General features: G+C 64.3%; 19 protein-coding genes and 1 tRNA gene. 11 read left to right on the top strand and 9 right to left on the bottom strand.

The genetic code is table 11. From position 1 onward, the window contains the following. Positions 1 to 234: 234 nt before the first annotated feature. Positions 235 to 310: transfer RNA gene (locus AAF481_08835), tRNA-Glu, on the bottom strand. Positions 311 to 433: 123 nt separating this feature from the next. On the opposite strand from AAF481_08835, the gene AAF481_08830 reads away from it, so the two are divergent. Beyond that, positions 434 to 883 (top strand): SRPBCC domain-containing protein, encoded by a 450-nt coding sequence (locus tag AAF481_08830; GenBank protein MEM7481264.1) that lies wholly within the window; start codon positions 434 to 436, stop codon positions 881 to 883. 300 nt (positions 884 to 1183) lie between these two features. Here AAF481_08830 and AAF481_08825 read toward each other — a convergent pair whose 3' ends face one another. Continuing rightward, the gene (locus tag AAF481_08825; protein ID MEM7481263.1) at positions 1184 to 1393 is read right to left on the bottom strand and encodes a hypothetical protein; all 210 of its coding nucleotides are present in this window, start codon (positions 1391 to 1393) and stop codon (positions 1184 to 1186) included. 397 nt (positions 1394 to 1790) lie between these two features. Here AAF481_08825 and AAF481_08820 point away from each other — a divergent pair, with 397 nt between their 5' ends. The 6 genes from AAF481_08820 (at position 1791) to AAF481_08795 (ending at position 7568) form a co-directional block, all read left to right on the top strand. Then, entirely contained in the window at positions 1791 to 2240 is a 450-nt protein-coding gene (locus AAF481_08820) for an ArsI/CadI family heavy metal resistance metalloenzyme (GenBank protein MEM7481262.1), read from the top strand. Beyond that, positions 2192 to 2863 (top strand): sigma-70 family RNA polymerase sigma factor, encoded by a 672-nt coding sequence (locus tag AAF481_08815; protein ID MEM7481261.1) that lies wholly within the window; start codon positions 2192 to 2194, stop codon positions 2861 to 2863. The genes AAF481_08820 and AAF481_08815 overlap by 49 nt, the downstream gene beginning before the upstream one ends. Before the next feature lie 221 nt (positions 2864 to 3084). Continuing rightward, on the top strand, positions 3085 to 3828 hold the full coding sequence (locus tag AAF481_08810; protein MEM7481260.1) for a hypothetical protein: 744 nt from the start codon (positions 3085 to 3087) through the stop codon (positions 3826 to 3828). Beyond that, positions 3825 to 5201, top strand: a complete 1377-nt coding sequence (locus tag AAF481_08805; protein ID MEM7481259.1) for a PKD domain-containing protein — start codon at positions 3825 to 3827, stop codon at positions 5199 to 5201. Before AAF481_08810 ends, AAF481_08805 begins: the two co-directional genes overlap by 4 nt. Before the next feature lie 214 nt (positions 5202 to 5415). Then, positions 5416 to 6183, top strand: coding sequence for a hypothetical protein (locus AAF481_08800; protein MEM7481258.1), 768 nt, complete (start codon positions 5416 to 5418; stop codon positions 6181 to 6183). Continuing rightward, complete coding sequence (locus AAF481_08795; protein MEM7481257.1) at positions 6180 to 7568, top strand: PKD domain-containing protein; 1389 nt, start codon at positions 6180 to 6182, stop codon at positions 7566 to 7568. The genes AAF481_08800 and AAF481_08795 overlap by 4 nt, the downstream gene beginning before the upstream one ends. Positions 7569 to 8199: 631 nt before the next feature. On the opposite strand, the gene AAF481_08790 is transcribed toward AAF481_08795, so the two are convergent. Then, on the bottom strand, positions 8200 to 9537 hold the full coding sequence (locus tag AAF481_08790; protein MEM7481256.1) for an ABC transporter permease: 1338 nt from the start codon (positions 9535 to 9537) through the stop codon (positions 8200 to 8202). Next, the gene (locus tag AAF481_08785) at positions 9527 to 10429 is read right to left on the bottom strand and encodes an ATP-binding cassette domain-containing protein (protein ID MEM7481255.1); all 903 of its coding nucleotides are present in this window, start codon (positions 10427 to 10429) and stop codon (positions 9527 to 9529) included. Before AAF481_08785 ends, AAF481_08790 begins: the two co-directional genes overlap by 11 nt. 266 nt (positions 10430 to 10695) lie before the next feature. Here AAF481_08785 and AAF481_08780 point away from each other — a divergent pair, with 266 nt between their 5' ends. Continuing rightward, positions 10696 to 12813 (top strand): TonB-dependent receptor, encoded by a 2118-nt coding sequence (locus tag AAF481_08780; GenBank protein ID MEM7481254.1) that lies wholly within the window; start codon positions 10696 to 10698, stop codon positions 12811 to 12813. Between the two features lie 11 nt (positions 12814 to 12824). Here AAF481_08780 and AAF481_08775 read toward each other — a convergent pair whose 3' ends face one another. After that, positions 12825 to 16217 (bottom strand): hypothetical protein, encoded by a 3393-nt coding sequence (locus AAF481_08775; GenBank protein ID MEM7481253.1) that lies wholly within the window; start codon positions 16215 to 16217, stop codon positions 12825 to 12827. 283 nt (positions 16218 to 16500) lie between these two features. Continuing rightward, a complete protein-coding gene (locus tag AAF481_08770; GenBank protein MEM7481252.1) occupies positions 16501 to 17457 on the bottom strand; it encodes an outer membrane beta-barrel protein in 957 nt (318 codons plus the stop codon). Positions 17458 to 17608: 151 nt separating this feature from the next. On the opposite strand from AAF481_08770, the gene AAF481_08765 reads away from it, so the two are divergent. Both AAF481_08765 and AAF481_08760 read left to right on the top strand, forming a co-directional pair. Then, entirely contained in the window at positions 17609 to 18148 is a 540-nt protein-coding gene (locus AAF481_08765; GenBank protein ID MEM7481251.1) for an RNA polymerase sigma factor, read from the top strand. After that, positions 18145 to 18819, top strand: coding sequence for a hypothetical protein (locus tag AAF481_08760; GenBank protein MEM7481250.1), 675 nt, complete (start codon positions 18145 to 18147; stop codon positions 18817 to 18819). Before AAF481_08765 ends, AAF481_08760 begins: the two co-directional genes overlap by 4 nt. On the opposite strand, the gene AAF481_08755 is transcribed toward AAF481_08760, so the two are convergent. After that, positions 18816 to 21287 (bottom strand): CHAT domain-containing protein, encoded by a 2472-nt coding sequence (locus tag AAF481_08755; protein MEM7481249.1) that lies wholly within the window; start codon positions 21285 to 21287, stop codon positions 18816 to 18818. The two genes, AAF481_08760 and AAF481_08755, sit on opposite strands and share 4 nt — an antisense overlap. A gap of 283 nt (positions 21288 to 21570) precedes the next feature. Here AAF481_08755 and AAF481_08750 point away from each other — a divergent pair, with 283 nt between their 5' ends. Continuing rightward, positions 21571 to 22128: a hypothetical protein gene (locus AAF481_08750; GenBank protein MEM7481248.1), complete on the top strand. Its 558-nt coding sequence runs from the start codon at positions 21571 to 21573 to the stop codon at positions 22126 to 22128. On the opposite strand, the gene AAF481_08745 is transcribed toward AAF481_08750, so the two are convergent. Further along, on the bottom strand, positions 22125 to 22364 hold the full coding sequence (locus tag AAF481_08745; protein MEM7481247.1) for a hypothetical protein: 240 nt from the start codon (positions 22362 to 22364) through the stop codon (positions 22125 to 22127). The genes AAF481_08750 and AAF481_08745 overlap by 4 nt on opposite strands. Further along, complete coding sequence (locus tag AAF481_08740; protein ID MEM7481246.1) at positions 22361 to 22978, bottom strand: NapC/NirT family cytochrome c; 618 nt, start codon at positions 22976 to 22978, stop codon at positions 22361 to 22363. The genes AAF481_08745 and AAF481_08740 overlap by 4 nt, the downstream gene beginning before the upstream one ends.

Below are 22978 nucleotides of genomic sequence, written 5' to 3'. Positions count from 1 at the left end.
CTCGATCCCAAAGAGGAACTAGCGATAGAGAGGGCGGCGAGCGAGTAAAGCTCGTCGCGGATGACACCGAATCCCGTCCGCTCTGCAACTCAGAACGACTCGACGGAGTGAGTGGCAGCCCTACCGGCAAAGGAAAGAGGATTCGCAGTCATCCAGAATCCAGCACCGCTGGGCTCTGGATGACACCGAAACCCGTACGCGCTACAACTCAGAACGACCGAAGGGAGTGAGGAGTGGTAGCGCGTACGGGATTCGAACCCGTGTTACCGGCGTGAGAGGCCGGCGTCCTAGACCCCTAGACGAACGCGCCACAAGGGACCGAGAAAATAGCAAATCCTCCCTAGAGACGCAAGAACAAAGGGCGAAGTCCACTTCCGGCCACTCCAACCCTCCGATATCCTCTCGGAAAACCCACAACCCACCAGGAGGCCCCATGAGCACCCGAGCCCACATCCACGAAGAAGCCTTCCCGGTCTCCCCCGAGGACCTTTTCGCCCTGCTCATCACCCCCAGCGCCATCCGCGGCTGGTGGGGCGCGGCGCGAGTGCTCGTCGTGCCCGAAGAGGGCGGAGTCTGGGCGGCGGCCTGGGGGGACGACGAAGACGCTCCGGACTACCTCACCACCTCCACCCTCGAAGTCTTCGACCCGCCCCGGAAACTCGTCTTCGGCAACTATCAGTACCGCTCCAAGGACGGCCCGCTGCCCTTCGAGGCGGACTTCGTCACCACCTTCGAAGTCGAGCCCCACGCCGACGGTGCCTCCTTGAGGGTGACCCAAGACGGCTTCCCCGCCGGTCCGGAGGGGGACGATTTCTACGCCGGCTGCGACACCGGTTGGCGGGAGACCTTCGGGGGGATTCGGAGGTTCTTGGGAGAAAGCTAGGTTTTTTCGTCCTACAACGCTCGCAGCAGCGGCAAGACCTGCCGGTCTTTCAGCCGCCCGGCCGCCGTCTTGACTTCGATCAGAGTCGAGAGGTCGAGGACACGAAGTTCGGAGGCCCTCGCTATCTCGCAGTTCGCTTTGGCTGAGGAGATCCTCATACGTGCGACCGTCGTGCAAGTGGCCCAGCAGATCGAATGGGCCCAGGCGGGTGGACAACAGGAGCTGCCCGGCGTTCTTCAGACGGTTCCGGGTAGGCGCCAGATCCCTGCCGGCCGGATCGCATACCCGAGCTTCGAGAGTTTAGAGAAGTGCAGCAAGGCGATCGAGGTTGGGATTCGCCTTCCGGTACACGACGCCCAGGTCGAAAGTGGACATCGGAGCACCGTGAATCACCGCAGCCACACCGCCTACGACGATATGCTCCACCCCTGCCTCGGCCAGGCTATCGAGCAGTGCCGAAAAGTCAGCCACCATCGAGAACTTCGCTCCGCCGTAGACGCGCTGGGGCATTCGCCGCGTTGGAAGCAGCATCGAGGCGCTGACGCAGGGTCAGGCTCTGGAACCATCGGAGCAGAGTGAGATCGACCTCCGATTCGTCCTCCACGCAGGCGGAATCCTCAGCCGCTTGCGGCGCTGAGGACTTAGAAAACTCAACCTCGGCCATGACGAAAAGTATACCGGCCGGCTTTCCGACGCCCGTTTGGTTGCTCGTCTCAACGATGCTCAAGTAGTGCTCGGGGACCAAGCGCGCAGGCGCCGAGCTGTCGCGTTTCGACGGGCCAGCGGCAGAGGCAAGGAATCCAGTCTTCTGAACAGTACTTCCGATCTTGCGTCCTTTCGCCCCCTTTTTCGACTACCCCAGTGGAGACCGGCAATGAAGCCGGACTTCCAGTCGGGAGAGACCGCAATGAAGCGACTTCACGTGATGCTACAAGTCGAAGACCTCGATCACTCCGTCCGGTTCTACTCGACGCTGTTCAGCGCGGAACCGACGGTGCGGGAAGACGACTACGCCAAGTGGATGTTGGACGATCCGCGGGTGAACTTCAGTTTGTCGGACCATGGCGAGCGCAAGGGCGTCGAGCACCTCGGCATCCAGGCGGAGACTCCGGAGGAGTTGGAAGAGCTGCGGGAGCGGATCGGCCGCACGGGGGCGTCCACCCTCGACGAAGGGGAGACCACCTGCTGCTACCACCACTCGGACAAGCTCTGGGTCACCGACGGCCAGGGAGTTTCCTGGGAAGCGTTCTACACTTCCGGTCGGGCGGACAGCTACTCCGCACCGCAAGATGCTGGTCGCGAGGACGGATGTTGCGCCTCGGACTGCTGCGCGCCGGCGGAGGCCGGTGCCGCTTGATTGCGGGCCCGCTCCCCAAGGACGAAAACACCGTGAATCCCAATCCGCAGACTCCGCCCGATGAAGCGAGCTGGCAGCCCTTCGTGGCGGGTCTGCGGAGATTCGTGGCCGGGAGGGTTCCGGCGTTGGATGCCGAGGATGTCGCGCAGGAGGTATTGCTGCGCCTACACCAGCGGGCGCACACCCTGCGCGACACCGCGCGCGCCGAAGCCTGGGTCTACGGCGTCGCCCGGCGGGTGATTGCGGACCACTATCGAGCCCGCAAGGTGCCGCTGAGCGAAGGAGAAGACCTCGAACGCCTGGAGCTTCCTCTGCCCGCCGACGCACCCTCCCTGGCCTCCTTCGAAGGCGATCACAGCGTCCACGAAGAGGTCCTGACCTGGCTGCGCCCGCTGGCCGAGGAACTGCCGGAGAAATACCGCCGCGCATTGGTCCTGGCGGACTTCGAGGGCCGCACCCAACGCGAAGTCGCCGCCGAGCTGGGATTGTCTCTCTCCGGCGCCAAGTCGCGGGTCCAACGCGCCAGATCCATGCTCGGCGATGCCCTCGCCCGCTGCTGCCAGGTGGAAATGGGGCCGGACGGACGAGCGGTCGATTTCCTGCGCCGCGAGTGTGCCTGCTGAGCCGGCCCTTTCGAAGCCTACCCCCCTAGAACCTTCCTCCCCTCTGCCGGAGCTCGCCCGCTCACCGGCACTCCTCAGCCGGAGAGTATTGATTCATTGCAATTCATATAATATTGAGCATAATTATATGTGTTGCACAATTCAGATCGGTCCTATGCCCGATCCAATGATCGAAAGGAGCAAGGATGATGCGACCGGAACGAAAGTGGAGTACGCCCTGGATGGGACTTCTCGTTCTACTCATCGCGGCCACCTCATCACAGGCCACAACCCTCGTTCGCCAAAGCCTTGGAGAACAGATCGACCGCGCGGAGCTGATCTTCGAAGGTTCCGTGGTCCACATCGAAACGGTCGTGACGTCCAAGACCGGATACCCCTTCACCTTGGTGACCTTCGAGGTCGATCGAACCTACAAGGGCGAGCGACCGACGACCGGGCAACTGACGCTACGTTTCACCGGCGGGGATACGGACGACATCTTCGCCTACATTCCCAGCGTTCCGCGCTTCGCGTTGGGCGGACGACACCTGCTGTTTGTCGCCGGCAACACCAAGGCGCTCTGCCCGCTGGTGGGATGGAGCCAGGGCAAGCTGGACTTCCGCCAGCATCCGGAAAGCGGTGCGGCCCTTCTGGTGGATCACGACGGCTGGCCGGTGACCGGGATCGCTGATGACGACTGGATGCGAGCCGATCAGGCGCTTGCCGCCGATGGCTATTGGAAGGTTCACCGATCGGCGGGGATCGTTCTCCTCGGGCAGGAAGGCGTGGAAGTCACCGAAGTGGCACCTCAGAACGCCGCCCGCGCGATCGACCTACCGTTGGCCGACACGGTGCTAGGGGACCTTAGCGCCAGGATTCAGGCGCAACAGAAGCGAGCTTCTTACCGCCAGCCGGTGCCGGTGGTCTCCGCCACGGCTGCCGACGTCCCTCCGACCGTCCTGAACCTCAAGGGAGGTGCTCGATGAACCAGCAACGTCTCATCGTAGGCTGCGCGATCGTCATTCTCACCGTCGTCGGAGCCACCCCGGCCAGCGCCTTCGAGTGGATCGAAGAGTGCCGCAACCGAGTGGTTTGGGATACCAACACCATCAACATGAACGTTTCCGCTGTCGACTTTCCGGTGGGTTCACAACAACGTGCGGCCGTGGAACGAATGCGGACGGCCTGGAACGCTGAATCCCCCGGCACCAACTTCACGATCAACTACACCTTTGTGGCGAACGACAACTTCGTTATCGGCGACGGCGTCAACAACATCGCGATCGCGACCGCGGCAGAGTGGAACGCTCTCGGTCTACCGGCTGACGTCTTGGCGGCAGCCTTCCCTCGGTACTCCCGAAACAACTGCCCGTGGCTATGGGGTGCGGATCCGGACATCATCGAAAAGGACGTCATCTTCAACCCGACACCCGACGGCAATGTTTGGGATTTCCAGATCAACCCGCCGCCGCCGCACCCACAAGGGCCGTTTGTCCTGGCGATCGTGGGTATCCACGAGTTCGGTCACGTGTTTGGCGCCGATCACGAGAATGACGTCATGAGCACACTGGATGAGTTCTACGAAGACGGCGGCGTCATCGGCAACTTCAACGAAATCCAGCCCCACGCCGACGACACCCTCGCGGTGCGCGCCGGCTACGGTACCGCGGGCACCGCCCGAGACCTTGCCGCATCGGCCTTTCAAAGCCGTGCGGGATTTCCGGGGGAATCGCAACCGATTCCGGCTCCGGCCACGGCAGCGCGCAATCAGCCCGTCAACATTCGCTTCACCATCGAGAATCGCGGCACTACCAACCAGAACTCCGTAAGAGTTGAGTTCTTCGCCTCGACCAATCGGTTCATCACCACCGGTGACACGTTCCTCGGCGCGGCCAACTTCTCGCTCAACGCCGGCGCCCTAGGAACCTTCAACGTCGCGATGACCATCCCGGCCACCCTGGCGGCGGGCAACTACCATTTGGGCTGGATCATCGACTCGCCCAATTCCATCGCCGAAGTGGACGAAGGCAACAACGGCGTCGGTTTGGTGGATCAGACGACGGTCACCGCCAACTCGGCCCCGACGGCCTGCTGTACGGCTTCGCCGGTGTTCGGCACCGCACCGCTGAACGCCTCCTTCGACGCATCCTGCTCCAACGACCCGGACGGAGGCGCCCTGACCTACACCTGGGACTTCGATGACGGCGGCACCGGCACCGGTCAGACGACCAGTCATTGGTTCCAGGATCCGGGTCTCTACTTCGTGGAGGTGACCGTCCAGGAGCCCGGCGGCCTGACCGACACGTCAGACTGCGAGGTCGAAGTCACCTGCGAAGACGAGGGGGAGTGCGACGTTTAGACCGGCCGTTCGCCTCGGCCGTCCCTTGGTCCCACGAGTCGAGTCTTGCCATCGGCCGGCCCGTCCGGAACGGCCGACGGCACCCTCTCGGAGCCCGAGAGTAGCGGGAGTGTCCGTCACAATCTTGCAAAAAATCTCAATTTTCAAATAATGAGATATCTTTTGTTCATCAAGTCTCCCGGCCACGGAGACGATTCCGAAAGGAGCAAGGTTGATGCGACGACTTTGGAACTCGGCGCCGCTGGGACTCATCGTCCTGTTGATCTCGGCCACCGCTATTCACGCCACCTCGCTGGTTCGGCAGGATCTAGGAGAACAGATCGACCTCGCCGAGCTGATCTTCGAAGGCTCCGTCGTCAACATCGAGACGGCCCTGACGAAGAAAACCGGCTATCCGTTCACCCTGGTCACCTTCCAAGTGGAGCGAACCTTCAAGGGCGAGCTCCCCGCCAACGGAGAGCTGACCCTGCGCTTTACCGGTGGGGAGACGGACGAGATCTTCGCCTACACTCCGAGCGTTCCGCGCTTTGAGGTCGGCGGACGTCACGTCCTGTTCGTCGCCGGCAACACCAAGGCGCTCTGCCCGCTGGTCGGATGGAGCCAGGGCAAGCTGGACTTCCGCCAGCACCCGGAAACCGGTGCGCCGATCCTGACGGACCACAGCGGCTGGCCGGTGACGGGCATCGAAAACGACCAGTGGGTTCTTGCCGAGCAGGCCATCAACGCCGACGGGTTCTGGAAGGAACCCCGAGTAGGAATTGTCTTGCTCGAGCAGGACGGCGTCGAGATCACCGGTCTACCCGAAAGGAACGCGGTTCGCGCCCTCGATCTGCCGACCGCCGATGCGGTGCTCTCGGGTCTACAAAGCAAGGTCGTCGACCAACAGGGTCGCAGCACCTATCGACAACCCGTTCCGGTGGTCTCCGCTACCGCCCTCGATGAACCCTTCTCCGGGCTCCCCGGCAAAGGAGGTGAGCGATGAGCAAGTCGCGGCTGATCGTCGGTTGCTCAGCTCTCGTCCTCGCCGCCACCGTCGCGGCTCCAACAAGCGCCTTCGAGTGGGTCCAAGAATGTCGGAACCGCGTGGTGTGGGACGGCACCAACCTCAACATGGAAGTATCCGCCGCCGACTTCCCGGTCGGCTCGCCGCAACTGGCGGCTCTGGAGCAGATGCGCACCGCCTGGAATCTGGAATCCCCGGGTTCGCGCTTTCGCTTCAACTACACCTTCGTGGCTAACGACAACGTGGTCGCCGGCGACGGACGCAGCAGCGTGGTCATCGCCACACCGGACCAGTGGAACGACTGGGGACTGAACCAGCCAGGAAACTTCATTCTAGGGTTCGCAAATCCCATCTATTCCAGGAACAACTGTCCTTGGCTGTGGGGAGCGCAACCGCGGATCGTTGAGCAGGACGTACTGTTCAACCCCGCTCCCAACAACGGCTGGGACTTTCGCCCCAATCCTCCGCCCGGAGGAATTTTCGCCCCCACGGTCTTCGCCATCGTCGGCATGCACGAATTCGGTCACGTCTTCGGTGCGGCTCACGAGAACGATGTGATGGGCACGATGGACGCCATCTACCCGGACGGCGGAGTGATCGGAAACTTCAACGAGATCCAGCCCCACGCCGACGACACCCTCGCAGTGCGCGCCGGCTATGGCACTTCGGGTACGTTCCGCGATGTGGCGGCCTCCGCCTATCAGCGCATCGGCGTCGGTAACTCGGCCATCATTCCGGCCCCTGCCACGGCAGCGCGCAACCAGCGCATCGCCATTCCCTTCACCATCGAGAACCGCGGCACCACCAACCAGAACTCGGTGCGGGTGGAATTCTTCTTGTCCACGGACCGCTTCATCACCACCGCGGACCGCCTACTCGGGTCCGCGACCTTCTCGATGAACGCCGGTACTCTCTCGACCCTCAACGTCTTCATGACCATCCCCGCTACCACGCCAGCCGGCCTTTACCACCTGGGGTGGATCGTCGATGCGAACAACGCCATCGGCGAAACGGACGAAGGCAACAACGGGGTGGGTCTGGTCGGCCGGACGAACATCACCGCCAACGCCCAGCCCAACGCCTGCTGCACCGTCACGCCGCAGTTTGGTTCGGCACCGCTGCGGGCGGCGATCAGCGGCGCCTGTTCCAACGATCCGGACGGCGGCGCCCTCACCTACACCTGGAACTTTGGAGACGGCACCACCGGGACCGGCCAATCGGTGAACCACTGGTACACCGAAAGCGGTTCCTACCTCATCCAGTTGACCGTCCGTGAACCCGGAGGCCTCACCGATAACGCCACCTGCTGGGTCGACGTGTTCTGCGAAGGCAACGGACCCTTCGGGGATGAATGTTTTGAGTAGGGAGTAGTTCGGTCGAGTTGGGCGCCCGCCTGCGGGGCTCGAAGGGAGGGCGGCCGAGTCGGTCGTCCGCGGGCGGTGCTCGAACTCGCCGGATCATCACCTCATCGGCCGACGCTGTCTGGGGTTCGACAACGTCGGCCGGTTTGCTTTCTCTTCTCAGCTCAGACACGCTGCGCTCCGCCCGCGGGCGCCCCCTCGACCTCTGTGATGGGGGTGGGGCGGGGGTGGATGACCCTGATTGTCGGCCTTCGGGGGGAGAGGGGTAGAAGTGCTGGGGTAGACTCCTGGACTCGAAATTCTTGGATTTCGTAGGTTCGGAAGGATTGAGGTGGGTGACCAGAAGCCCGTTCGGGCCCTTCGGACTACAAGAATCCGAGCCTTTGATGAAAGGGCACTGCAGATCGACGAGGAAACCTACGGACCCCAGCACCCAAAAATCGCTACCCGACTCAGTAATCTGACGCTGCTCTTCAAAGACACCAACCGACAGCAAGAGGCTGAGCCCCTTGCTGTCCGCGCCGCTGAGATAATGGAGGCAAGTCTCGGTCCGGACCATCCCGACACTCAACTCACGCAGGACAACCTCGCCGCCATCCGCGCCGAACTCGCCCCCGAGGCCTCCGACTAACCCTCACGCATACCGCACCCACCGCCAGATCTCTCGCAGGGTCGGCTTTTTGCCGTGCATGAGGATCCCCACCCGGTAGATGCGGCCGCAGAGCCAGACCATGAAGAAGACGAAGGCGGTGGTGAGGAGGAGGGATAGGGCGATTTCCCACGCCGGGGGCATTTTCACCGCGATGCGCACGGGCATGAGCATGGGGGTGAAGATGGGGATCAAGGAGCTGATGGTCGCCAGGGCGCCGTCCGGATCGTTGATCACCGGCATCACCACCATCACCGGGGCGATGATGAAGGCCATCGGCACGGCGGCGAGCTGTTGGGCTTCCTGCAGGTTGTTGAAGGCGGAGCCAACGGCGGCGTAGATGGAGGAGTAGACGAAGAATCCCAGCAGGAAGAAGAGGGCGAAGAACACCGCCACGACGGGGCTCAGGGTGGGCAGGTTGAAGCCCTCCGGCAGGGTGGCGAGGGCGGTGGCGATGCCCGGAGCGGTGAGCACCGTCATGGTCACCAGCCAGGTGCCGAGCTGGGTGAGGCCGGCCAGACCGATGCCGGTGAGCTTGCCCATCATCAACTCCCGCGGGGTGGCCGAGGAGACGATCACCTCGACGATGCGGGAACTCTTTTCTTCGAGCACGCCGGTCAGCACCTGCTGGCCCCAGATCAGCAGGATCAGGTAGAGCAGGAAGAACATGCCGTAGGCCAGGATGAAGCCGGCGAAGCCGGTTTCCTCGCGGCTGCCCTCGGCGGACACCCGCACCGTTTGGATGTCCACGCCGCGGGACAGTTCGCGGATGCGCTCGGCATCGAGGCCCGCTTCGGTGAGGCGCAGGGAGCGCACTTCCGCCGAGACGGCGCGCTCGATGACACTCTGGGTGAAGAGGTTCGAAACGCTCTCGGCGTGGTACTCGAAGGTGTCCTCTTCGAGGCCCGCTTCGGACACCCAGATCCAGGCGTCGAGGTCGCCGTCGAGCACCCGCTGGTCGAGAGCCGCCACCTGGGCTTGGCGGTCCGCCGCCGGCGCCTCTTCCGCCAGCGAGAGGGTGGCGTTCTGGTCGTCGTCCTGCTGGTCTTGGAGGCGCGAGATCACCCCTTCGGCCACCTGGCCGGTCTCGTCCACGATCACCGCCGTCTGCTGGGAGCGGGTCTTGGAGATGACCAACCCCGGCACGATGAACATCGCCGCCATGAACAGCGGCAGCACGAGGGTGGCGATCCAGAAGCCCTTGGACTTGATGCGGGTGGCGTACTCGCGCTTGGCGAGCACCCAGATCTTCGACGGCCGGGAGCGCTTGGCGCCGGCGTCCGACGGCGGCGGGGTGTTCGGGGTGGAGGAATCAACCGGCATCGCGCACCGCCTTTACGAAGATGTCCGCCAGCTCCGGCTCTTCGTTCCGGAACTCGTGGACGGTGAGGAACTGGACCACCGCCCCTAGCACGTCGGCACCGCTGGCCTCCGGTTCGAGAATCAGCTTGGCCTCGCCGTCGCCGCCGATTACCTGGTCGATGCCCGGCACCTCGGCCAGGCGGTCGAGGTCGCCGGCGGCTTTCAGGCGATAGGTGTTGCCGCCGATCTCGCGCTTGAGCTCCGCCAACGGGCCGGAGAGGATGGTTCGGCCGTGGGAGATCAGGCAGATGTGGTCGCAGAGCTTCTCCGCCTGCTCCATCACGTGGGTCGAGAAGACCACCGTGCGGCCCTCCTGTTTGAATTCCGCCAGCAGGTCCTTGAACAACCCCTGGTTGATCGGGTCGAGGCCAGAGAAGGGCTCGTCGAGAATGACCATCGCCGGTTCGTGGAGCAAGGTGCCAGCGATCTGCACCTTCTGCTGCATGCCCTTGGACAGCTCTTCGACCTTCTTCTTGCCCCACTCGCCCAGCTCCAGGCGATCGAGCCAGCGCTGGCCGCGTTCGAGGCCTTCGGCGTGGCGGATGCCGTTCAGCTCGCCGAGGAAGGCGAGGTGGTCCAGCACCGTCATCTTGCGGTAGAGGCCGCGCTCTTCCGGCAGGTAGCCGATGCGCTCCAGGTCCTTGCGAGTGCGCTGCCGGCCCTCGAAGAGAATCTCGCCCTGGTCCGGCGCGATGATGTCCATGATCATGCGGATGGTGGTGGTCTTGCCGGCACCGTTCGGACCGAGCAGGCCGTAGATCTTGCCCGGCGGCACGGAGAGGGATACGGAATCCACCGCGACCACGTCGCGATAGGCCTTCCGCAATTGGCGCAGCTCCAGGGTGGGGGTCATGAATTCTCCCTCGTAATGGCCCTTCGCCGAGGGCCGACGATCTTCTGGGGTCGAGTCGACGCGCGGCTTTATCCTCCAAGAAGCAGTCCGCGCTGGCGTGACTGTATACGGATCGCGGGATCGAAGGATTCTCGACGGGAAGCACGGCGACGACTGATCGGCGTTGGGCGACGCTGCGCAACCACTCGGCGACCCGCCGCGTATGCCATGTGGTACACCTTACCGGCGCGCTTCTCCCAATACTTCAACCATCGTCCGCCGCCCCCATGAACCCACTCCTCCGCTCCCTCGTTCCGGGCCTTTTCGTGCTGGTTCACCCGGCCGCCCTGTGGGCCGCCCAGGGCAAAGTGACAACGGACCAGGGGGTGGCGGTGGAGGGGGCCCGGGTGAGCCTTGCCGATCAGGCGCAAGCCCTGGCGCGGACGGATCTCCAGGGGCGCTTCGACTTGGGCGAGATCGCAGCCGGCACGGCGCTGGTGGTGCGCCATCCGCGCTTCTCGGAGGCCACCGCCACGGTGCCAGCGGACGACACCGGCTGGACCATCGCCCTCACCCCCAAGCAGAAAGTGTTCGAGGAGATCGTGGTGTCGGTGGGGCGCGGTGGCGGCGCGGCGCTCGAAGCCACCACCGCCGCCGCCACCCGGGTGCGGCCCCTCGACCAGCCGGCGCCGGTGGAAACGCTGACGGCGCTGGTGGAAGGCACCCCCGGCGTGTCCGAGAACGGCCAGGGGGGCATTTTCCAGACCTATTCGATCCGCGGCGTATCGCGCCAGCGGGTGCTCACCCTGGTCGCCGGCGTGCCGATCAATGGCGAACGCCGGGCGGGGGTTTCCGCCTCGTTTCTGGATCCGCTGCTGATGGACTCGGTGGAGGTGGTCCGCGGCCCGGCCTCCAGCTCCTACGGATCTGGGGCGTTGGGCGGCATCGTGCAGGTGTTTCCGCGCACCTTTTCGGCCTTGAGCGTCGATCTCGGCTACTCCACCGTCGGCGACGGCCGCCACCTGCGGGTGGGCTGGGGTTCGACTCCCGGCGCGGGCGGCGAAAGCTGGTCCCTGGGGTTGGCCTACCGCGCCTCGGACGATGGCGAAGCGGCCGACGGCGAACCGCTCTTCAACCGCTTCGAGAGCCTGTCCGCGGCGTGGAGCCTGCGCGGCACGCTGGGAGAAAGCGACCAGCCCTGGAGCCTGTCGGTGATGCCGACCTTCGCCCGGGACATCGGCAAGGCGAGTTCCGAGTTTCCGGAATCGATCACCCTCTATCCGGAAGAGCGGCACCTGCTCGCCCGTTGGTCGATCACCCTGCGAAAAGGGTGGGACCTCTCGGTCTATGCGCATCCCAACGACTTGATCACCGAGTCCCGCGAGGACGGTACGGTGGACACGGTCGAGAATCAGGCTTTCGATCTCGGCGGCTCGGCTCTCCGGGAGTCCACCTGGGGCGAAGCGAGCCTGCGCTGGGGAGTGGACTACGCGGCGCGCCGGGGGGTGACCGCTGAGGAGGCGGGATTCAAGACCCTCGATGACGGCGAGGAGGACGAGCTGTCGTTCTTCGGCTCGGTGCGGACCAACGCCGGCCCCCTGGTGGTGGAAGCCGGCGGCCGGGCGACGGCTTTCCGCCAAACCAACTCCGGCGCCCGTAGCCGGCAAGACGAGGCGGTGAACGCCTTCGTGGGCTCGTCGCTGCCGCTGGCGGCGGGCTTCGAACTGACCGGCACCGCCGGCACCGGCCTACGCTTCCCCAGCCTGACGGAACGATTCTTCACCGGCACCACCGGCCGGGGCCGGGTGATCGGCAATCCGGAACTCGAGCCGGAGCGCTCGGTGAGCGTTGACCTGGGACTCCGCTGGTACGGCAACCGGGCCTTCGCGGCGGCGCATGTCTTTCGCAACGACATTGATGACCTGATCGAACGAATCCGCCTCGATCCGGATACCCGCACCTTCCGCAATCTCACCGGTGGCACCCTGGAAGGCTTCGAGCTGGAAGGGTTCTTCCAGATCAACGAGCGCTGGGGCCTGGCCTGGAGCGGCCACCGCATCGAAGGCGAGGCAGACGACGGCTCACCGCTGGTGGACGTGCCGCCGGACCGGCTTCGCCTGGAGGGCAAACACCAGCGGGGCCGCTGGCAAGGCACGCTGCGCTGGGAGCATCGGGCAGCGGTCGACGACCCGGGTGCAGGCGAGCAGGCCATTCCTTCCGCCGAGCTGGTGACGGCGGCCCTCGCCTATGAGCTGCGCCCGGACTGGAAGCTCCGCCTCTCCGGCAGCAATCTGCTCGACCGGCGCTACTTCCGCTCGGCGGACGACCGGGCGCCGCTGGCCGAGGGCCGGGGATTCTCCCTCGGCTTCTCCTGGTCGCCGGCGGTAGGGCCGACCGCTCCTTAGGGGAACCGCGCCTACCGTTCCTCACCCTTTTCACCGGCAATTTCGATCGCCGGAATCCGCTGGTAGCCGGAATCGCGGACCTTGGCGCGATACGGCTCGACGGTCTCCGCCACCGCCTTCTCCACTCCGGCGAGGGCTTCTTCGACCACCGCTTCTGCCTGCTCCAGGTAGCGCCGCTGCGCCTCCGTGGGCGCGTCCCACGAGCTGCCGACCAGCCACTGCGCATCGCCCAGGATGGACCACGGCACGTCGCCGGCACGGATGCCCTTCGACTCCGGCGGATACCACAGGGTGAGCTCCAGATCCTTCAAGGCCTTCGCCACCTTGCGGCCGTCCTTCGCGGCCTGCTTCTTGCCCTCATCCTCCGGCTCGCCCTTGCGCTCCGCCTTCTTCGCCTCAGCCTCCAGTTCGCCGGCCAACCTCTCGATCGCTCCCCGCGCTTCGCGGATATCCACGATCGCCCGGGTGAGGGATTCCTGTAGCGCGCCGGCCCGCAGGATCATCGCCTCCTTCGCCTGGCGATCCTGCGGTGAGATGTCGAACCGGGGATCCGCCAACACCCGCACCGGCCCGCGGGCCTCGTGGTCGCCGTGCTTCACCACCACCGTGTACTCGCCGGGCAGAATGGACGGGCCGGAGTAGTCTCCCCAGGTCGGTCCGTCGCCGCGCGGTGGCGACTCGAAGGCGTTGCGCCTCAGGTTCCAGGCGACGCGGTTGATGCCGCGGGTGACCTTCGTTTCGAAGGTGCGGACGAGGGAGCCGTCGGCGGCGAGGATCTGCAAGGTGGCTTTCGGTTCCTCGCCGCCCTTCTTCTCTTCGGCTGCGGCGTCGTCCGCGGCCTCCTCTTCGCCAGTGGTTTCTTCTTCCCCCTTGGATGCTTTCTTGCCCTTGCGCTCACCGCGAGGAGCGCGGCCGCGCGGCTCGTCCGTCATTCCCTCGGCCTCGCGGGCCGCGTCGCGCTTGGCCTGCAGGCGTTCGCGCTCGCGCTCGTCGTCCGGCAGCGGCAAGTCGTCGTCCGCCAGGGAGAAAGTGATGAGGGCGCCGTAGGGCCGGTTCTCGCCGCGGAACTCGTTGTCGCCGGCGAAGCGCGACGAGCCCGTCTGCCCCACCCAGTACTGCTGGGCGTCGGGGATGGCGAACAGGTGGATGGGCTTCGCCAGCACTTCCGCCGACAGCTCACGGAGCGGCCGCACGTCGTCCAGGATGTAGGCCGACCGGCCGTGAGTGCCGAGCACCAGGTCGTGCTCGCGCGGCTGCACCACCAGATCCATCACCGACACCGTCGGCACGCCGTGGCGCCAGCGGAAGAAGCTCGCGCCGCCGTCGAGGGAGATCCACAGACCGAATTCCGTCCCCAGGTAGAGGAGGTTCGGCGCCACCGGATCCTGCTCGATGACCAGCGCGTAGCCCTCCACCTCGGAGGTGTCGAGGCGCGCCCAGGTGGCGCCGTAGCCAGAAACCCGGTAGGCGTAGGGCTGCCAGTTCGAGCGCCGATGATCGTCGAACACGATGAAGGCGGTGTCGGCCGCGTGCGGCGAGGCGGCGATGTGCGGTACCCAGGTGTGTTCCGGCACGGCGCTGGCGCCTTCGTCCACCCGGTTCCAGGTCTCGCCACCATCGCGGGTCACGTGAATCCGGCCATCGTCGCTGCCGGCCCACAGCACGCCTCGCTCGTGGGGACTCGCCTCAAGGGCCACCAGGGAGGTGAAGTTCTCGGCGCCGGTGACGTCCGGCGTCAAACCGCCGGCTTCGGCCTGCTTCTGCCACTCGGGGAGATCGGTGGTGAGATCCGGGCTGATCACCTCCCAGGTCTCTCCACGATCCTTCGAGTAGTGCACATACTGGCTGCCGTAATAGACCCCCGCTGGATCGAAGGGATCGAGGGCGATGGCGGCGTTCCAGTTGAAGCGCAACGGCTCGTCCGGGCGCTCCGGCGCCGGTCGGACGGACTTTCGGGCTCCGGTCTCGACGTCCCAGCGCGACAGGTAGCCCTCCTGGCTCATGGCGTAACCCTGGGTGGAATCGTCCGCCATCGGCACCGTGTCGAAGCCGTCGCCGAAACCCACCTCCTGCCAGTGGTGGTTGCGGATGCCGGCGTTCTCCCACACGCTGCTCGGGCCGCGCCAGGAGCCGTTGTCCTGCATGCCGCCGTAGACGTTGTAGGGCACGTCGTTATCCACCCGCAGGTGGTAGAACTGCCCCAGCGGCAGGTTGTTCACGTAGCGCCAGGTCTTGCCGCGGTCACGGCTGATCGCCACGCCGCCGTCATTGCCGTTGATCAACAGATCCGGGTTCTCCGGATCGATCCACATCTCATGATGGTCCGGGTGGACGGAGCGGAAGGGCACCAACACATCGAAGCTCTTGCCGCCATCGTCCGAAACGGAAACCGCCGACCACAGGCTGTAAACGCGATCCTCGTCCGCCGGGTCCACCCGAATGTCAGCGTAATAGAAGGGGCGGTTGCCCACCTGGCGGTCCGTCGTGCGCTCGGCCCAGCTCTTGCCGCCGTCGTCCGAGCGGTAGAGAGCGAGATCGCCGGAGCTTTCGATCAAGGCGTAGGCGACGTTCGGATTCGACGCCGCAAAGGCCAACCCCATGCGGCCGAGGTCGCCCTCCGGCAGGCCGTCCTCGGGGGTGAGGCGCTGCCAGCTCTCACCGCCGTCGCGGCTCAAATAGAGGCCCGAACCGGGGCCGCCGGAGCGAAAAGACCAGGGCCAGCGGCGGTAGTCCCACATCGCCGCCAGCAGCTTGCGCGGGTTCGACGGATCGATCACCAGATCGGCGGCGCCGGTGCGCTCGTCCACGTACAGCACCTTCTCCCAGGTCTCGCCGCCGTCGGTGCTCTTGAACACCCCGCGCTCCGGGTTCTCGCCCCAGGCCCGGCCGAGGGCGGCGACCCACACCGTGTCCGGATCCTCCGGATGGACGATCACCCGGTGGATGCGCTCCGTCGCCTCCAGCCCTTTGAGCGCCCAGGTCTCGCCGCCGTCGTCGGAGCGGTAGATGCCGCCGCCGACGGAGGTGCTGTTGCGGGGATTGCCCTCGCCGGTGCCCACCCACACCCGCTCCGGCGCCGACGGATCGAGAGCCACCGCGCCGATCGAGGCCACCGGCTGATCGTCGAACACCGGTTCCCAGGTGAGCCCGTAGTCCGTCGAACGCCACACACCGCCGGTCGCCGCGCCAACGAAGATCGTCTCGCCACCAGCCGTCGCATCCACCGAAGCCACCCGCCCACTCATCGTCGCCGGCCCGATGGACCGCGCCCGCATCCCGGCCAGGAGATCGGGGTCGATGGCGTCGCTCTGAGTTTTCGAGGCCAGCAGCCCGGTCGAGCAAAAGACTCCGATGAGAAGAGCAACCAACGGGACGACGACGCGAGAGCGGGGCAGGGCTTTCATGGGTTCTCCAAGGAAGTCTCAGGTGTAGGCGCAGAGCCTACCGCAAGGACCTCGGAGCTTGCCGCCCCACCCGCCCCGACCCAAGGTGGGCCGTCGTCGCCGAAGCCCGGTGGCTCGGCCTCGACCAACAGGTCACCACCGCCTCGACCGCATGGCGCAGATCGCCTTGCGCACCTCCCCGGCGTGAAGAAGCGCTTCAACGAACGAAGGAAAGGTTACGCTGGTTTCTCTCGAACCCCAAAAGAGTACTTGCGGAACAACGATTGCCCCAACGAAGTTGGGCTCAGAATGCGATACCCACGAAGACCGCACTTTCCAAGTTGATCTGGCTTTCATCTTTCCCGTGCTGATAGCGGGCCAAGAGATCTGCCCCGGCAAAGAAGTGATCATTCATCCGGGCCTTGAAACCCACCCCCGCGGTTGCACCCCAGCCTTTGGCGTATCGTTTGGTGTCAACCTCAAGATCTGAATAGCCGACACCCAGAAAAGCACCCGCCTCGATTCGACAGGTGCGAAAAAAATTAAAGGCGCCTCGAAGATCTCCAAGCAGTACATCTTGCGTTGCCTCGGAAGCCAGATCCGAAAAAGGTATTTCGTCCTCCGCCGCCAACGCTGCCACCTGGACACCGAAGCGCCCCTTCCAGAACAGATCAAACCTCGCCCCGAGGTCAGTATTTACACCGGATGAGTTCCGATCCTTGAAATAGGATGCGTTTAAGAAAAATATTACAAATCGCTCTAGGTCAGGAGCCTCACCGCTTACGGTTGCGACCTCTTCATGGGAAGTCTCTCCTTCGCAGTTTGGGAGACACAGCTCTACGTCGGCCGAATGATCTTGCAAGCCTAGGCATAACGAATGAAGGGAAATGACAACGATCTCATTATCGTCCGAAGAAGATTGATCCGACGACTGGGCCTCGAAATCGATCCGTCCACCCCGCCAGCCAAACCTTTGTTTGGCCAAATTGATCGTCGTCAGAGAGCGGCTCGCGGTCGAATAGTAGATCTCTCCTCCCTGGTCGCAATCATGCCCAACTTCAAGTCCGACGGTTCTTGTGTTCGGATCGAACGATGCGATCTCCACACGAACTCGGCCGTCCGACCAGCCCGAGCATCCTGGACAACTAGCCCAACTGGTACCGGGCATCCACAAAAAGACCAAAGATCCCAACACCACGGCCGAACCCTTCAGCCTTTTCACTCGACTCACCGAACTGCCCTGCCGGCTCATTGTGCACATGAATCCCTCCTATCAAAAAGATTCGAGAAGTGAGGCCGAACAGCATCAGCCTCACGCCCTCGACGAACGAGCAGCGGGAAACACTCACCCCAAACTAAGATGAGCTCCGTCGTGTACAATACGCGCCGTCAAATCAGTGAGTCTTGAAACAATGGCTGAAGACGGCAGGGAATCCATTGGCGGGATCGTCGCCGATATCCGTATCGGTTTGATTCGGGCTGTCCAGGCCAGATTCTCCTTCCTTCGCCCGGATGAGGTGGAGGACTTCGTTCAGGAAGCTCTGATGCGGATGACGCAGAAGCTCCGAGAAGACGCGGATGAGATTGAGAATCCGTTCGCCTTTGCCAAGAAAACAGCCTGCAATTTGGTGATCGACGAGATTCGACGCCGACAATGCCTAGCGCCGGTGCCGTTGCCCAACTCTACGGGCGATCTTCCACCGTCCCGGGAACACGACCCGGAACGCCATCTCACCCTCAAACAGGCGCATGACGCCATTTACAAGTGCCTCGAACGCCTGAACGAGGCTCGCCGCATCGCTGTATTTCTTCGACTGCGCGAACACAGCGTCAAGGAGATCGGAGCGATGCTGGATTGGCCCAACAAGAAGGTGGAGAACCTGGTACTCCGCGGACGGAGCGACCTTGCGTCCTGTCTACGGAAAAAGGGAGTGCAAGGAGCCTCACGATGAACCCAGCGTCATGGACAGACGAAGAGTTGAGAGAGATGCTTTCGGTGGACGGAGAGACCGACCGGCCGCAGAGCGACTGCCCCGACTCCGACCTGATCTGGCAGGCGGTCGCCCAGGAACTCTCACCAGAAGATACTCGGAAGGTATTGGCTCACGTCTCGCAATGTCCCTTCTGCGCCCGCGCCTGGGGGTTGGCTTCGGACATGGAGTCTCTACCCCGCCCCTCCGAAAGACGCACCGCCGCCTTCATCGGCTACCTTCCGAAGATCGCCGCGGCAGCGGTGGTTCTGGTCGTCATCGGCGTCGGAGCGCTTTTCTTCTTGCCAAAGGATGTCGAGCGGGGAGCCCAGGCCGAACTCACGACTTCGATGACTGCGGACACCGTGCTGTCTGCCAGTGAATTCGAGCTTCGGTGGCAGCACCTGGACGCCGATCGTTTCGACCTGCGGGTGACCTGGATCACCTCCGATCACAGTGGCGAGGTGATCGAGATCGAAAATCTGACGGCTTCGCCTTCCGGCGAGACAACGTTTCGGGTACCCGAGCAAGATCTGGAGGGGGTACCCTCGGGCGCCCGTATTCTCTGGCGGGTAACGGCAAAGAGCGGCGCGCTCGTTCTGGATGAGCAAACTTTCACCGCGCGCTTCGGTTCGACCGCTTCGCCTCCCTAGCGATCTCGCGCTCGCCTTTGCCGCCAGAGAACCACCAAAGCCCCAACGGCCAGAAGGGCGAGAGCGATGGCGAGGATCCATTCCAGATGTCCCGACTCTCTCGGAACGGAGATGCCGCCTGGGAAAGGCACCCAGTCAGCATCTCCGAGAACCCGGAGGGAACCCCAACCGGCGGACGGAGCGCCAGCTCGGATGCGCTCCCGCTGCACCCGTTGGAGCGCTTCCCCGACGCTCAAGCCCTCGCTCAGATGGCGGTAGACCGCGGAGAAAATCAGGGAGGACTCATAGTCCGGTAGATCCCGCTGGCTGGCTACCACCACCCTCGCGCCAGCTTCAAAGAACGACCGGACGAGGCTCATCACCCCTTCACCTCGGACTACCCTTCCATCGGCCGTTCGGCAGGCGGCCAAAACGATCATCGGCGGCAGATTGTCGAGTTCCAAAATGTCAGCGGGCCGGAGGTGTCCGTCTTGCTGGGCATCGCCCGCCGCCAACAGAATCGCTGAGGCTTCCGGGCGACTCGGCAAGGTGCACGCATGGGCGGCAAAATGGATGAGCGAGTGTTCGCTGAGCGGCTCCGCCTTGAGAGCCGCTTCCGATGCGTCGACTCCTATCCACAGGCGGCCCATACCCAGGCTCTTCAACACCTGGCGCCCCTCCTCCCTGGCGTGAAGGAGCGGAGGAAGATCCCGACAATCCGGTCGCCCCCTCAAGCCCTTCAACCCAGGCACTGGATCCGATACGGGAAGCATCGGATCGGCCAGTGCGAGGACGGAGAGTGGCGGCTTCATCTCGACAGGCAGGGTCCGCCACTTCAGCCAAAGGGTGGCCGATGGCTGATAGGAAATGCGAAACCGGTTCACGAGGGACGCGCTCGGGTCAGGGGAAGCTCGCAAGGCTTCGAACGGAATCCGATGCAGCTCTCCATCGAGCACCAGAATCAAGTGTTCAACCGCCGCCGGCAGAGTCGCCAGTGCCTTCGCGAGCAACTGCCCATGAAGCAACTGCAAGACTTCGGGCGCTTCATCCAACCGCTTCAGTCGCACCAGGTCTCCGATTGGCGGCTCGACTTTCAGGCGATCCTCCAACCGGATGGCTCGACTCCCGTCGTGGGTTGAGACGATCACCCAGGAACCTCCGACGGATCGGCCGAAGACGTCTCTCTCGACGGAGAATTGAAACGACAGCATGGCCTCGTGCTCCTCCAACTCGCGCTCTACCGAGGCCAGGGACGCCGGTTCTTGCGGCCTCTCCGAGCGTGATTCGGCCAAGCTGTCGAGCAGCACCCGACCCCGCATCCGCTCGATCACCTGGAAGGCCCGTTCCAGTTCGATTCGATCGGTCTCACTTCGGCCGGCGAGCAACTCGCCGGCGAGCCATAGGTACGGCTCCCAGCGAGCCGCGAGAACACCAACTCTGCCGCTGTCTCCGGACTGAGCGTCGCGCAACTCTTCCAATCGATCCAGAATCTTGAGACCCGCATTCCATCCGCGCTCCCGATGACCCTGTAACCAAAGGACTCGAGCAGCGGCCCGCTCCAAGGTCAGGCGCGGCCAATCATCGTCGAGCCCTTCGACCACTTGCTGCGCTTCGACGATTCGGGACCATGCGTTCGGATCGCCGTCGCGAGCCTCCGAGACCGCAAGAGCGGACAGGCAGTCCACGCGCAATCTCGCCAGGCCGGCGGAGTCCCTCGTCAACTCAAGGCACCGTGCAAAGTGACGACGGCCCTCGTCGCCGCCCCGGAGCTGGCCGAGCAATCGAAGCGACCTGGCTTCCAAAGGAGCAACACCAGCCGCCTGGCTCAACTCCAGGCTTCGCTCCGCGTTCGTGACAGCGGCCTCGCGGACAGCAGACGTCGGGAGGTTGGTGGTGATCGCGAAAAGGGTTTGGAAGAGCGCCGCCGTGGCCCGGCCCTGGGCGCTTCCCGCGGTCTCGGAAGCCGTGACCAGCTCGTCGAGCAACGGCTTCGCCTCATCGTAACGACCGAGTTCATAGGTGGCAGTGAAGGCCTGATTGAGCCAGCGACGCTTGAGATTGATATCCACCGTACCGGAATCGCGCACATAGGCTTCGGAGCGCCGAAGGACGTCCACCGCGCGGTCGAGACTTTTGTCGGCGATCACCAGAAAACGTGCTTCCACGATGTCGACCCAAGCCCGATTTTCTGGCGAGGTTTCCGGTCCCACCAAGGCCTTCATGCGCTCCAACTCTGCCGAGGACTCTGCCGCATCACCAATGTCGAGAAGAAAGGTCGAGCGGCCGCGCCGAGCATCCATTTCGCCATCGAAGTCTCCCCGTCGTTGGAGGAGATCCGCCGCCCGCGAATAGTGTTTGGGCACTCTGGGCGTTCGCGAAGTCCATTCTGTGCTCGCCAGGTAGTAGTACAGCCACGGCTCGTCGGGAAAGCGGCGAATCAAGGCTTCGAACCGCTCGACCACCTCCTCCCGGTTGCCCGGCGTGGCCATCTGCCGGAAACACTTGGCGGACGCCCGTTCGCTCGGCGCTGTATCGAACAGACGCTGGCAATTCTCGAACGCCTCCCGACTCTCAGAAGCCCAAGCGGCCGGCGCCGCGAGAAGGGCAATCACAGGAGCCAAAAGAAAGGTGACCCTCTGAGGACCTCTCACCACCCATATAATACGCATCGCAGTATTTTAACCACACGGTAGCTCCTGTATTGTCAAATGAAAGATCCGCGGTTCGGCAACGCATCCAGCGCCACGCAATCTCCCCTGGTAACCTCCCGCCATGAACAAACCGCTGCCTATGCCTCCGGACTCCACCCCCCGAAACCGCCGCGGACTGATGGTCGCGGGCGCGGTGGTGGTCACCGTGGCGATCTGGCTGCTGCTCGATGCCCTCGGCGTCGGCGTGCCGTCGCTCAAGCGCTTCTGGCCGGCGTTCGTCTTGGTGGGTGGGTTGGCTTCGGTGGTGGATTTCTTGGTGGGTTCGCGGCGACCAGCCTCCCTGGGGCGCGGGGTGGCGGGGATCGGTTTCGCGGTGCTGTTCTTCGCGCTGACCTACGGCCGGCTCTCCTGGCGGCCGCTTCTCGACTGGCTGCCGGGCCTTCCGTTGGTCGCCGGTCTCGCCCTGATCGCCACCTGGCTCGCCGGCCGCGGCCGGCGGGCCTCGCTGATGGCCTCCGGGCTGATCCTCACCGGTGTCGGCGTATCGGGCTTCGCGGCCCGCTTCGACTGGCTGGAGCGGTTGTTGCCTTCGCCCGTCATCTTCTGGGCGGTACTGCTATTGGTGGTGGGCCTGTTCATGATCTGGCGCGCCGTGCGGAGCAACCGCCGCAAGGCCTAACCGGGCTTGGTGCCGCCGGGGATCGGGTACATGCTTCGCCGCGGTGACCGAGCGGTGACCAGTTCCCAGAGGTAGAGGAGCACGCCCAGGCCCGTCAGCGGCAATCCAACGCCGAGAAACACCAGAAACGCCAGCGGATGGGACCAGGCCAAGGTCACCGCTTCCACCAGCAGCCCCAGGACGACGGCGATGCCGGCCAGGCGGAGACGACGGGGGCGCGGGCGGGTGTCGTTCATCGACTACCTCCTGGACTCTCCCATTTCGGCAGGTCGGCGACCTCGAGGACGTCGTGGAACGGCCCGTGGCAATCGAGGCAGGAGGTTTCGCCACTGGTCAGCTCCTCGCGGATCTCGGCGTGGAGCTCCTCCGCCTCGAAACGGCGCGCGCCGCCGTGGCAACTCAGACACTCGCGGTTCTGGTAGGGCTCGTACAGCTCGATGGGCTCGGCCACTTCGCCGAGGTAGTAGACCCAAACGTGCTGGAGGCCCTGCATCTTGGCCTTGAAGCCTCCGAACATCGTGTACTGCGTGTGGCAGGTGAAACAGGCGCGCTCCGGTGGCACCCAGTGATTCTGAAAGTGGGCCGCCGGCACGTAGCTCTCGTCTGCGACCTGCAGGCTCTCACCGTAGGGCTCCATGACGTGGCAAGAGAGACAGAACTCGGTGCTCTTGGCGTGTTCCAGGTGAGCGGAAACCCCAGCCCCGGCCAGAACCAGAGGCAACAGAAAGAGGGCGAAGAAGGCCGCCACCTTGCCGCGCCGGTCGAAGGGTTGGTGGATCCGGCTGGTCACCAACGCCACCACGACCACCCCCAGGGCGATCATCACTCCGATCCACGCGGTGGCAGACAC

The organism is Acidobacteriota bacterium, assembly GCA_039030395.1.
Taxonomy (GTDB): Bacteria; Acidobacteriota; Thermoanaerobaculia; order Multivoradales; family JBCCEF01; genus JBCCEF01.
This window is presented reverse-complemented; position numbering and strand designations above follow the sequence as displayed.

Bases quoted from the DNA above. Each gene is read 5' to 3' on its own strand.
- AAF481_08830 (MEM7481264.1), top strand. From the start codon at position 434: ATGAGCACCCGAGCCCACATCCACGAAGAAGCCTTCCCGGTCTCCCCC.
- AAF481_08825 (MEM7481263.1), bottom strand. From the start codon at position 1,393: ATGCCCCAGCGCGTCTACGGCGGAGCGAAGTTCTCGATGGTGGCTGAC.
- AAF481_08820 (MEM7481262.1), top strand. From the start codon at position 1,791: ATGAAGCGACTTCACGTGATGCTACAAGTCGAAGACCTCGATCACTCC.
- AAF481_08815 (MEM7481261.1), top strand. From the start codon at position 2,192: ATGTTGCGCCTCGGACTGCTGCGCGCCGGCGGAGGCCGGTGCCGCTTG.
- AAF481_08810 (MEM7481260.1), top strand. From the start codon at position 3,085: ATGGGACTTCTCGTTCTACTCATCGCGGCCACCTCATCACAGGCCACA.
- AAF481_08805 (MEM7481259.1), top strand. From the start codon at position 3,825: ATGAACCAGCAACGTCTCATCGTAGGCTGCGCGATCGTCATTCTCACC.
- AAF481_08800 (MEM7481258.1), top strand. From the start codon at position 5,416: ATGCGACGACTTTGGAACTCGGCGCCGCTGGGACTCATCGTCCTGTTG.
- AAF481_08795 (MEM7481257.1), top strand. From the start codon at position 6,180: ATGAGCAAGTCGCGGCTGATCGTCGGTTGCTCAGCTCTCGTCCTCGCC.
- AAF481_08790 (MEM7481256.1), bottom strand. From the start codon at position 9,537: ATGCCGGTTGATTCCTCCACCCCGAACACCCCGCCGCCGTCGGACGCC.
- AAF481_08785 (MEM7481255.1), bottom strand. From the start codon at position 10,429: ATGACCCCCACCCTGGAGCTGCGCCAATTGCGGAAGGCCTATCGCGAC.
- AAF481_08780 (MEM7481254.1), top strand. From the start codon at position 10,696: ATGAACCCACTCCTCCGCTCCCTCGTTCCGGGCCTTTTCGTGCTGGTT.
- AAF481_08775 (MEM7481253.1), bottom strand. From the start codon at position 16,217: ATGAAAGCCCTGCCCCGCTCTCGCGTCGTCGTCCCGTTGGTTGCTCTT.
- AAF481_08770 (MEM7481252.1), bottom strand. From the start codon at position 17,457: ATGTGCACAATGAGCCGGCAGGGCAGTTCGGTGAGTCGAGTGAAAAGG.
- AAF481_08765 (MEM7481251.1), top strand. From the start codon at position 17,609: ATGGCTGAAGACGGCAGGGAATCCATTGGCGGGATCGTCGCCGATATC.
- AAF481_08760 (MEM7481250.1), top strand. From the start codon at position 18,145: ATGAACCCAGCGTCATGGACAGACGAAGAGTTGAGAGAGATGCTTTCG.
- AAF481_08755 (MEM7481249.1), bottom strand. From the start codon at position 21,287: ATGGCCACGCCGGGCAACCGGGAGGAGGTGGTCGAGCGGTTCGAAGCC.
- AAF481_08750 (MEM7481248.1), top strand. From the start codon at position 21,571: ATGAACAAACCGCTGCCTATGCCTCCGGACTCCACCCCCCGAAACCGC.
- AAF481_08745 (MEM7481247.1), bottom strand. From the start codon at position 22,364: ATGAACGACACCCGCCCGCGCCCCCGTCGTCTCCGCCTGGCCGGCATC.